The following is a 10,979-nucleotide window of genomic DNA, read 5'->3' as shown; positions in this document are numbered from 1 at the left end:
ATGAGAAGCAAATTATGGCCATTCAAACAAGCAGAAAATCCAGATGTAAGAACAACGGATGACCATTTTTTAATGGAAGTTGGTGTTCATAATAACGAAGAAGAATTGGTTTCTTTCTTTAAAAAAACTGGAGCAGTAGAAGTAAAAGTAATTGATAAGCATTAATAGGTATGAAAAGTATTTTAAATATATTGACACTAGTAGGAGCATCTTTGCTAATGACCTCTTGTTTTGATAAATCTGCACCTAATTATCAGTTTTTTCCAAACATGTATGAACCGGTTTCTTATGAAACCTATGGAGAATCTGAAGCATTTAATTCCCCAACTGGTGAAAAGGGAAGAGTAAGTCAAATTCCGCCAGCTGGAACCATCAAACAAGGTTATGTTCCTTATGAAATTCCAAATACGCCAGAAGGATATGCTTTATCTAAAACTTTAGGTTCAGCTTTAACTCCTGATAAAATTGACTCAGAAAGAGGTAAAGAATTGTTTACCATTTATTGTTCAATTTGCCACGGTGAAGCTGGAGATGGTAAAGGAAATTTAGTAAAAAGAGAAAAATTCCTAGGGGTTCCTAGTTATAAAGATAGAGTAATTACTACTGGTAGCATCTTTCATGTTGTTACTTATGGTTTAAACTCAATGGGTTCTCATGCCAATCAGTTGTCAAAAGAAGAAAGATGGCAAGTAGCTGATTATGTTATGAAACTTAAATCAGAATTAAAATAGTATTACTTTTTAGAAAAAATAAAAATATGTACCAGTTTTCTAGTAGATTAAAAAGCTTTTCATTCGCCTTAATGGTATTAGGTATTTTAGGAATCGGATACGGTTTCTGGACGGCTCCTAAAACCAATGAAGATGTTGAAGCCATCCTAAAAGAGCAAGAAGCGCATCATAGTGGTGCACACCAGGATACTCATGCCGCAGCAACTCATGAGGAACATGCTAATACGGAAGCACACACTTCTCATGAAGCTTCAACTCATAAAGTTGAAAGTGTAGATTCATTACATCATGAAGTGGCTCATGTCGCTGTTGATACTACTGCTCATGTATCACATGACTCTACAGTAGTAGCAATTGTACCTGTTGTAACAAACCATAAAAGTGACGTTTACGTAAGTAAATATAACAAAGAAATAGTTAACCACGAGGTGGAACACAAAGAACATGTTGAGCACGTAAAACACCAATTGCAAAATAAACCATGGTCTGCATTATACATAGCCTGTATTTTCTTTATGTTAATTGCTGTTGGGGCTTTAGCTTTTTACGCCATTCAATGGGTAGCACAAGCAGGTTGGTCGCCAATGTTATTTAGAGTTATGGAAGGCATCACGGCTTATGTTTTACCAGGTTCAATCATTTTCTTTATTTTATTAGCGCTTTCTGGTTTCCACTTTAATCATTTATTCACTTGGATGGCAGATGGTGTATCGGATCCTAATAGTCCTAATTATGACCGTATTATTGCAGGTAAAACTGGATTTTTAAATGTACCTTTTTTCTTAATTAGAGCAGTAATTTTCTTATTTGGTTGGAATTTATATAGATATGTGTCTAGAAAAAATTCAATTAAGCTAGACCAAACTAGGGATATGTCTTTCTTTAAGAAAAACTATAACGCTGCAGCGATATTCTTAGTTTTCTTTATTATTTCTGAATCTATGATGTCTTGGGATTGGATTATGTCTGTTGATCCTCACTGGTATAGTACGTTATTTGGTTGGTATGTTTTTGCAAGTTTCTTTGTAAGTGGTATTACTATGATTACATTAACTACTATTTACCTAAAAAACAAAGGTTTATTACCAGAAGTTAATAAATCGCATTTACATGATTTAGCTAAATTTATGTTTGGTATTAGTGTATTCTGGACTTACTTATGGTTTTCTCAATTTATGTTAATGTGGTATTCTAATATACCTGAAGAGGTTACTTATTTTGTAACTCGTATTGAAAACTATAATTTACCTTTCTTCGGAATGGTAGTGATGAATTTCGTATTTCCGTTATTAATATTAATGAATGCCGACTTTAAACGCCTTAATTGGGTAGTTGTAATGGCTGGTATTGTAATATTAGCGGGTCATTATGTTGATTTTTTCAATATGATTATGCCTGCAACTGTTGGCGATCAATGGTTTATTGGTGTGTCGGAAATTAGTTCGGTACTTTTCTTTGCAGGATTATTTATTTTTGTTGTGTTTACGGCATTAACAAAAGCACCACTAGCTTCTGAAGGAAATCCATATATAGAAGAAAGCAAGCATTTTCATTATTAATAATTAATTAACGAAATAAACAAATGAACGGTTTATTGATACTTTTAATCATAGTTTTATTAGGAGTTGCCGCTTGGCAATTATCTAAGATATTTAGTCTAACTCAAATAGGTACAAAAAGAGATGACTCTGGCGTAGCAACAGATAAAGACAACAATATAAATGGATATTTAATGTTTGCATTTGTAGCATTTATATACATTTTTACAATTTATTCATTTGTTAAATGGGGAAGCTTTGTTTTAGACACGCCAGCCTCATTACATGGTAAAGATGTCGATAATTTGATGAATATCTCAATGGCAATTATCTTTTTTGTTCAAACATTAACTCAGTTTTTATTGCATTATTTTGCATTTAAATACAGAGGTAAAGAAGGTCAAAAAGCATTGTACTTTGCAGATAATAACAAATTAGAAGCATTGTGGACTATAATTCCTGTAATTGTATTGGCTGTTTTAATTCTTTATGGATTATATACTTGGAATCAAATTATGTTTGTAAATGAAGATGAAGAAGTTATTAATATTGAATTATATGCCAAACAATTCGCTTGGGAAGCACGTTATTCTGGAGAAGATAATACGTTAGGTAAAGCCAATGTGCGTTATATAAAAGATGTAAACACACTTGGTGTTGATATGTCTGATCCAAATTCACAAGATGATAAAGTAGTAGCAGAAATTCATTTACCAGTTGGTAAGAAAATACATTTCAGAATGCGTTCTCAAGATGTTTTGCACTCGGCTTACATGCCTCACTTTAGAGCTCAAATGAATTGTGTTCCTGGAATGGTGACAGAATTTGCTTTCGTTCCAACTTTAACTACAGCAGATATGCGTGGTACTGCTATGATGATGAAAAAAGTTGATGGAATTAATAAAATTAGAGCCAAAAAGTCTTTAGCATTAGTTGCTGAAGGTAAACCAGCTTTAGAACCATATACTTTTGACTATTTATTATTATGTAATAAAATTTGTGGCGCTTCTCATTACAACATGCAGTTGAAAATTATTGTAGAGTCGGAAGCAGATTACCAAAAATGGTTAAAAGAACAAAAAACTATTTCTGTAGTAGTAAAAGAAGCTAACACTCCTAAAGTAGATCCTGCAGCTAATCCTGCAGATGCTAAAGTTGTAGTAGATACTACAAAAATGTTAGCGCAAGTTGTAGAAAAAAATTAAATTAAGATTCAAAAAATAATATAATTATTATGTCACACGATCACGGTCATCATAAAGATACTTTCATTACTAAATACATTTTTAGTATTGATCATAAAATGATTGCTAAGCAATATTTAATTTCAGGTTTGTTGATGGGAATTATAGGGGTAGTTTTATCTTTGTTTTTCAGAATGCAAATTGCTTGGCCAGAAGAATCTTTTGAAATTTTTAAAGTATTCTTAGGCGAAAGAATGGCTCCGGGTGGTGTTATGAGAAATGATATTTACCTTGCTTTAGTTACTATTCACGGAACCATCATGGTATTCTTTGTTTTAACGGCTGGATTATCTGGGACGTTTAGTAATTTATTAATTCCACTGCAAATTGGTGCTCGAGATATGGCTTCTGGATTCATGAATATGTTATCATTCTGGATGTTCTTTGTTTCTTGTATAGTAATGATTGCCTCTTTATTTGTTGAATCAGGTCCTGCATCTGCGGGTTGGACAATTTATCCTCCGCTTTCTGCAATTGAAGAAGCGATTCCAGGCTCTGGAATGGGAATGACTTTATGGTTAGTTTCTATGGCTATTTTCATTGCATCATCATTAATGGGTTCATTAAATTATATTGTAACAGTTATCAATTTAAGAACAGAAGGAATGACTATGACGAGATTGCCACTTACAGTTTGGGCATTCTTTGTAACTGCAATTATTGGAGTTATTTCATTCCCAGTATTGTTTTCTGCAGCTTTATTATTAATTTTCGATAGAAGTTTCGGTACGTCTTTCTACTTATCTGATATATTTATTAAAGGTGAAGTATTACATTACCAAGGTGGTTCACCCGTTTTATTCGAACACTTATTTTGGTTCTTAGGACACCCGGAAGTATATATCGTATTATTACCAGCTTTAGGAATTACATCTGAAGTAATTGCAACCAACTCTAGAAAACCAATTTTTGGATACCGTGCGATGATCGCATCAATAATTGCAATTGCATTTTTATCAACAATTGTTTGGGGTCACCACATGTTTATCTCAGGGATGAATCCATTTTTAGGTTCGGTATTTACATTCACAACCTTATTAATTGCCATTCCATCTGCTGTAAAAGCGTTTAATTATATTACTACATTATGGAAAGGTAACTTACAATTAAATCCAGGTATGTTATTCTCAATTGGTTTGGTTTCTACTTTCATTACTGGAGGTTTAACAGGAATTATTTTAGGAGACAGTACTTTGGATATTAATGTACACGATACCTATTTCGTTGTAGCGCATTTCCACTTAGTAATGGGTATTTCAGCATTATACGGATTCTTCGCTGGTGTATACCATTGGTTTCCAAAAATGTTTGGAAGAATGATGAATAAAACACAAGGATACATTCACTTTTGGGTAACTGCTGTTTGTGCTTACGGCGTTTTCTTTCCAATGCACTTTATTGGAATGGCAGGATTACCAAGAAGATATTATACCAACTCTAACTTTCCATTATTTGACGAGTTAGCAGATACTAACGTATTAATTACTGTTTTTGCTTTAGTAGGAGCGGCGTTCCAATTGGTATTCTTCTGGAATTTCTTCTACAGTATTTTCAAAGGAAAAAAAGCACCTATGAATCCATGGCGTTCTAATACTTTAGAGTGGACGGCACCAGTAGAACATATGCATGGTAACTGGCCAGGAGAAATCCCTGCTGTATACCGTTGGCCATATGACTACAGTAAACCAGGTCATGATGAAGATTTTGTACCGCAAAATGTACCAATGAAAAAAGGCGAAGTAGAATTACATCACTAAAATATATAAAAAAAGTCCTAATGTGAATTAGGACTTTTTTTGTGGATGTAATTAGGACATTTTTATTTTTATTCTGAAAAGTAAATTTAAATTCCCAACACTAATTTGGCAATAGTAAAATAAATAATAATTCCCATGATGTCGTTACTGGTAGTTATAAATGGTCCTGTCGCTAAAGCAGGATCTACACCATATTTATCTAAGACTATTGGAATAAATGTTCCAATTAATGAGGCAATTACAATTACACTTAATAATGCTATAGAAACGGTTATGCCAATAATAAATTCGTAACCAAGAAGAAAATGACTCCCAAGAATCAAAATTCCAGCTAAAATACTTCCGTTTAATAAACTTAATGATAATTCTTTAAGCAATCGGTTCCATAAACTTCCTGTAATGGAATTGTTTGCTAAACCTTGCACCACAATGGCACTCGATTGCACACCCACATTTCCAGCCATAGCAGCAATAAGCGGTGTAAAGAACAACAACATTCTGTGACTTTCCATCATAGGTTCAAAAATACCCAATACTTTAACGGAGATAAACCCACCAAATAGTGCCAAAACCAACCATGGCAACCGCGCTTTGGTCAATTCTAAAATGCTGTCATCTGCCTCAACGTCTTGTGAGATACCGGCAGCTAACTGGTAATCTTTATCAGCTTCTTCTTTTATAATATCAATAATATCGTCAATGGTAATACGACCCACTAACCTACCTAATTCATCTACAACAGGAATGGCTTCCAAGTCATATTTCTGCATAATTCGGGCTACTTCTACATCTTTTGTTTCCACACGAACATAATCCACTTTTTTAATGTAAATGTCGCTAATTTGTGTTTTGGTAGAAGTGGTCAATAAATCTTTTAACGACAAACGTCCTTTCAAATGGTCTTCATCATCTACTACATAAATGGAATGCACGCGAGTAACATTTTCTGCCTGAAGGCGCATTTCTTTCACGCAAGTTAATACGGTCCAGTTTTCGTTTACTCGTACTAATTCTTTTGCCATAATACCACCTGCGGTATTTTCATCATAACGTAAAAGGTCAACAATATCTTTGGCATGCTCTACATCTTCAAGTTCCGAAATTACCTGTGCTTTTTTAGATTGAGGCAATTCGGCAATAATATCTGCTGCATCATCGGTATCTAATTCATCAAGCTCTTCGGCAATTTCTTTTGCAGATAAGGTGCTTAAAATAGTTTCACGAACTTCTTCATCAAGTTCAAGTAATATTTCAGCAGTAATTTCAGAATCTAATAAGTTGAAAATATAAATGGCTTCGGACGTATCCAAATCATTCATAATTTCAGCAATATCAGCAAAGTGAATGTCATGTAAAATGCTTTCCAAATCAACAATATTATTTTGCTGAATTAAATTTTCAATTTGCGTGATAAGTTCTTTACTGATTTTAAATTCCATCTGCCGCTATTTTTTGTGTTAAAGAAATAAATTCTTCTACGGATAATTGTTCTGGTCTTTGTGCAAAGATAGTATCTTCTTGTAATTTATCGGATAAATTTAAACTTTTTAAACTATTTCTTAAGGTTTTTCTTCTTTGTTGAAATGCGGTTTTTACCACTTTAAACAGTAATTTTTCATCGCACGGCAAATCGTAATTTTCTTTTCGCGTCATGCGCATCACACCCGAATCTACTTTTGGTGGCGGATTAAAAACTGTTGGTGGTACCGTAAATAAGTATTCTACTTCGTAAAATGCTTGGGCCAAAACGGATAAAATGCCGTATACTTTACTGCCTTTTTTACTACAAATTCGTTCCGCCACTTCTTTTTGAAACATTCCTGAAAATTCTGGAATAAATTGACGCAGTTCTAACGTTTTAAAAACAATTTGCGTGGAAATATTATAAGGGAAGTTTCCAATTATAGCAAATGGCTCATCATTAAAAGCCGTTTGCCAATCGTGACGCAAAAAATCTAAAGAGAAAATCTTGTTGGCCAATTTTAAATAATTGGCTTCTAAATAGGTTACGGATTCTTTGTCAATTTCTACAACATAAGTTTCGTACGATTTTTCTAACAAATATTTTGTTAAAACACCCATTCCAGGACCAATTTCTAACACTTTTTTGTAGTTAGAACCTACCAAAGAATCGGCAATTTGCTGCGCAATACCTTCATCTTTAAGAAAATGCTGACCTAAATGTTTTTTGGCTTTAACGGACATTTTTTATGTGTTTATTTATTTTAAATTTTGAACTATAAATTTTGAATTGCAAATTCCGTCATCCTGAGCTTGCCGAAGTACTACATCGTAAATCCCAAATCGTAAATCCCAAATCGTAAATCCCAAATTGACTAGTTTTCATTATTATAAAACTCGTTTAATACTTCTAACTCTGTTCTAAACGCTAACATTTTGTCACCAAACAAACGCAGCCCTTCTTCTCTTAATTCCGGCGCAAAAGTGTTGTAATAATTTTGAAGTTGTTCCTTACTTTCTGCCGCATATTGTATGGAATAAGTAGTGCCTCCCATTTCTTCTTCCACTAAAACTTTTGAAAGTTTCGCTTTATAAAAACAACCGGTAGCTAAAACTTCTGCAATATGTTTCGTTTTTAACCAATTTAACCATTGGTCGTGCACACTGTCGTCAATATTTATGGTAACATTATAAATAATCATTTGCTTAATTTTTTACAAAGATACTTTTTTCAATGGCAAAAAATCAATATCAATACTAATTTCAAAAAAATCAAGATTAATTTCTATGTGGTTAAAAACAAAAAAACTCCCAACTAAATATTATATTTGTAAGATGAATGAAAATTTAGATCCCAACAAAGAGCGTTTTACGCCACAAGAATTAGATATTGAAAAAGCACTGCGACCGCTAAGTTTTGATGATTTTGCGGGACAAGATCATGTGCTTGAAAATTTAAAAGTATTTGTGGCGGCAGCAAATCAGCGAGGTGAAGCGCTTGACCATGCCCTTTTTCATGGTCCTCCAGGATTGGGGAAAACCACTTTGGCAAGTATTTTAGCTAACGAATTGGGTGTAGGAATCAAAATTACATCGGGCCCTGTATTAGATAAACCAGGCGATTTAGCAGGTTTATTAACCAATTTAGAGGAACGTGATGTGTTATTTATTGACGAAATACATCGCTTGTCGCCCATAGTAGAAGAATATTTGTATTCTGCCATGGAAGATTATAAAATTGACATTATGATTGAATCGGGTCCGAATGCCCGTTCGGTACAAATCAATTTAAATCCGTTTACCTTAGTGGGCGCTACAACCCGTTCTGGTTTGTTAACAGCGCCAATGCGCGCGCGTTTCGGAATCCAAAGTCGTTTACATTATTACAATACCGAATTATTAGCCACTATTATCGAAAGAAGTTCTGGAATATTAAAAGTGCCTATTGATATAGAAGCTGCTATAGAAATTGCGGGTAGAAGTAGAGGCACACCCCGTATTGCTAATGCTTTATTACGAAGAGTTAGAGATTTTGCTCAAATAAAAGGAAACGGAAGTATTGATATAGAAATAGCACGTTACGCCTTAAAAGCCCTAAATGTAGATGCCAATGGTTTAGACGAAATGGACAATAAAATTTTGACTACTTTAATTGATAAATTCAAAGGCGGACCTGTTGGTTTAACCACTTTAGCCACAGCAGTGTCAGAAAACGGAGAAACAATTGAAGAAGTGTACGAACCTTTTTTAATTCAAGAAGGCTTTTTAATGCGCACACCCAGAGGCCGAGAAGCTACCGAAAAAGCGTATAAACATTTAGGAAGAATAAAAGGCCCTAACAAAGGCGAACTTTTTTAAGTTTTATTTTGAGAGTGTAGCTCAAAGTTAGAAGACTTTTCGCAGCTGGGCTTTTTTTCTAATAGATTACATTGACCATTTCGAGCATGAAACCGAAAAGTTCAGCGCCATTTCATCTTGGGTAAAACCCAATTGAACTTTCAAATTATTTGTTATTTTCATCAGACTATTTTTTGTGGTAAAAAAATAGAGCAAAAATTTTGCCACAACATTCAACCTACCTTTTATTTTTTTGTATTCATTTTATACCAAAAATTAAGTTCGATGAAATTAATATTTTTAAGATAAGCCCATTTTCTATATAATTACTAGCAAATTTTTTTTGCCTCAAAAAATTACTTTCTATAAACTGAAAACTTTTACTATAATTTTAGAAATCGACAGGCAGTCGGAATCAACAGTATTATTTAAGAAAAAATATTTTTAGATTTATAAAATATTAATTAAGTCTTCGCAATCGCGTGAATACTTTTGCGGGGTAATGAAGCAAACAAAACTTCGTCAATCTAATCAGAATTGGAGTGATAAGCGAATGTTTGTATCGCTCATATACAAGTTACAGGCAAGCTCACCAAAAAGACGACAAATATTAACATCAAATCCAAAAAATATGAAAACAATAAAAATTTATTTACCAATGGTTTTAATTTGTGTTGGTTTACTCTCATCTTGTTCTGTAGAAAAATTAGTAACAACTAACAATCAACTAACCTCAGAAATAAAATCTCAAAATGATTCACTAATCCTTTCTACTAAATCAATTGACCGTGCAATTGAGAAAATCAAATTTAATAGCGAAGCACCAGATTTAAATAATTTATCTAAAGTAAGCTTTTCAAATTTTTATTTTGGCAATATAATAAAAGAGGAAATTCTAAATAAAATTGGAAATTGGACAAAAATAAAATTATCAGAAAAAATAAAACTTCAAAATGGTGAAATCGTAATCAAAGAAAGAATAGGTTGGTATCAATTTAACACACCTGAAATTATATACCAAAGTTCTTCTAATTTATTGTACGACACCAATTTTGATGTTAAAACTCAAATAATAAATAAGGAAATATATAATTTTCAAAAGTTTGTTTTTACAGGCAAGACAGATTTGTTCGACCAAAAAGGCACTGATATATTATTAGCTGAAAAGGCTTTAAATTTTGATGGATTAAGATTTGACACTAAAAGATTTGATTATGTAAACTTAAGTTTAGGTTCATACAGAGGTACCTATTTCAATAATTGTAATTTATCCAACATTATTGCAAAAAGGGACTTGATAACAAATGAAAATGACTTTTTCGAAACAAAAATAGACGGTGGCACAAATAAGGATATGCTTTTCTCCTTTTGGAAGATAAGAGATGCGATATTTTATAATACCTTAATTGAAAACTCGAATTTTAGCAATTGTCTTTTTAGTACTGAAATTTCCGGACTAGTTTCTCTTAACACCGTTACGTTTAAAAATACAAAGTTTAATAACTCAATAGATGGCTATTTTAAAAATATTGTTCATAACAACACACTTTTTGAAGGCTGTATTTTTGACGACATTAAGTTTTATGGATTAATACATTTTAATACCAGATATATTGCTTGTAATTTCTATAATAGCTTATGGCAAGGCGTAAGCTTTAATAATACACAAGTTACACCGAGTAAAATTACAGGAGGTTATTTTTACAAACTAAAAATAGTTGGTGGCGACTATTCAAAAATCAAGATTGAAAACTATGGTAGTATAAAACCTCAATTCTCAGAAATTGAAATTATTAACGCTTTCTTTTCTAATTCAACTATTGATGCTTGGTTTAAAGAAGGAAGCCAAATATATGGAACAGGAGATTTTAGCGGAATAAATTTTACTAGTTCAATAATTGAAAATTCAAC

10 protein-coding genes are annotated in these 10,979 nt (G+C 32.7%); 7 read left to right on the top strand and 3 right to left on the bottom strand.

From position 1 onward, the window contains the following. The 5 genes from ACIQ2I_RS05345 to ACIQ2I_RS05325 all read left to right on the top strand — a co-directional run. Window positions 1-165, top strand: a 165-nt coding sequence (locus ACIQ2I_RS05345) for a quinol:electron acceptor oxidoreductase subunit ActD (protein WP_396181404.1), incomplete at its 5' end; no start/stop codon positions are given. Between the two features lie 5 nt (window positions 166-170). Next, window positions 171-731, top strand: a complete 561-nt coding sequence (locus ACIQ2I_RS05340) for a c-type cytochrome (protein WP_396181403.1) — start codon at window positions 171-173, stop codon at window positions 729-731. Between the two features lie 26 nt (window positions 732-757). Then, on the top strand, window positions 758-2,290 hold the full coding sequence (locus tag ACIQ2I_RS05335) for a quinol:cytochrome C oxidoreductase (protein WP_396181402.1): 1,533 nt from the start codon (window positions 758-760) through the stop codon (window positions 2,288-2,290). Between the two features lie 23 nt (window positions 2,291-2,313). Continuing rightward, window positions 2,314-3,474, top strand: coding sequence for a cytochrome c oxidase subunit II (locus tag ACIQ2I_RS05330; RefSeq protein ID WP_396181401.1), 1,161 nt, complete (start codon window positions 2,314-2,316; stop codon window positions 3,472-3,474). A 29-nt stretch (window positions 3,475-3,503) separates the two neighbouring features. Further along, window positions 3,504-5,270 carry a cbb3-type cytochrome c oxidase subunit I gene (locus ACIQ2I_RS05325; RefSeq protein ID WP_396181400.1) on the top strand — a complete coding sequence of 589 codons (1,767 nt, stop codon included), beginning with the start codon at window positions 3,504-3,506 and terminating at the stop codon, window positions 5,268-5,270. Between the two features lie 86 nt (window positions 5,271-5,356). On the opposite strand, the gene mgtE is transcribed toward ACIQ2I_RS05325, so the two are convergent. From mgtE to ACIQ2I_RS05310, 3 genes are all read right to left on the bottom strand, one after another. After that, window positions 5,357-6,709 (bottom strand): magnesium transporter, encoded by a 1,353-nt coding sequence (mgtE, locus tag ACIQ2I_RS05320; RefSeq protein WP_396181398.1) that lies wholly within the window; start codon window positions 6,707-6,709, stop codon window positions 5,357-5,359. Then, entirely contained in the window at window positions 6,699-7,475 is a 777-nt protein-coding gene (rsmA, locus tag ACIQ2I_RS05315; RefSeq protein WP_396181397.1) for a 16S rRNA (adenine(1518)-N(6)/adenine(1519)-N(6))-dimethyltransferase RsmA, read from the bottom strand. The genes mgtE and rsmA overlap by 11 nt, the downstream gene beginning before the upstream one ends. Before the next feature lie 131 nt (window positions 7,476-7,606). Further along, on the bottom strand, window positions 7,607-7,933 hold the full coding sequence (locus ACIQ2I_RS05310) for a DUF4286 family protein (RefSeq protein WP_396181396.1): 327 nt from the start codon (window positions 7,931-7,933) through the stop codon (window positions 7,607-7,609). Window positions 7,934-8,066: 133 nt separating this feature from the next. Between ACIQ2I_RS05310 and ruvB the strand changes: the two genes are divergently transcribed. Both ruvB and ACIQ2I_RS05300 read left to right on the top strand, forming a co-directional pair. Beyond that, window positions 8,067-9,089 carry a Holliday junction branch migration DNA helicase RuvB gene (gene ruvB / locus ACIQ2I_RS05305; RefSeq protein ID WP_396181395.1) on the top strand — a complete coding sequence of 341 codons (1,023 nt, stop codon included), beginning with the start codon at window positions 8,067-8,069 and terminating at the stop codon, window positions 9,087-9,089. 610 nt (window positions 9,090-9,699) lie between these two features. Next, window positions 9,700-10,979 (top strand): hypothetical protein (locus ACIQ2I_RS05300; RefSeq protein ID WP_396181394.1); only part of this gene is annotated, 1,280 nt, incomplete at its 3' end.

Origin of the sequence: Flavobacterium sp. (assembly GCF_044368995.1) — a bacterium.
In the GTDB taxonomy this organism is placed as follows: Bacteria; Bacteroidota; Bacteroidia; order Flavobacteriales; family Flavobacteriaceae; genus Flavobacterium.
Note: the sequence above shows the minus strand (reverse complement) of the source record. Positions and strands in the feature narration are given on the sequence as shown.

Bases quoted from the DNA above. Each gene is read 5' to 3' on its own strand.
- ACIQ2I_RS05340 (WP_396181403.1), top strand. From the start codon at position 171: ATGAAAAGTATTTTAAATATATTGACACTAGTAGGAGCATCTTTGCTA.
- ACIQ2I_RS05335 (WP_396181402.1), top strand. From the start codon at position 758: ATGTACCAGTTTTCTAGTAGATTAAAAAGCTTTTCATTCGCCTTAATG.
- ACIQ2I_RS05330 (WP_396181401.1), top strand. From the start codon at position 2,314: ATGAACGGTTTATTGATACTTTTAATCATAGTTTTATTAGGAGTTGCC.
- ACIQ2I_RS05325 (WP_396181400.1), top strand. From the start codon at position 3,504: ATGTCACACGATCACGGTCATCATAAAGATACTTTCATTACTAAATAC.
- mgtE (WP_396181398.1), bottom strand. From the start codon at position 6,709: ATGGAATTTAAAATCAGTAAAGAACTTATCACGCAAATTGAAAATTTA.
- rsmA (WP_396181397.1), bottom strand. From the start codon at position 7,475: ATGTCCGTTAAAGCCAAAAAACATTTAGGTCAGCATTTTCTTAAAGAT.
- ACIQ2I_RS05310 (WP_396181396.1), bottom strand. From the start codon at position 7,933: ATGATTATTTATAATGTTACCATAAATATTGACGACAGTGTGCACGAC.
- ruvB (WP_396181395.1), top strand. From the start codon at position 8,067: ATGAATGAAAATTTAGATCCCAACAAAGAGCGTTTTACGCCACAAGAA.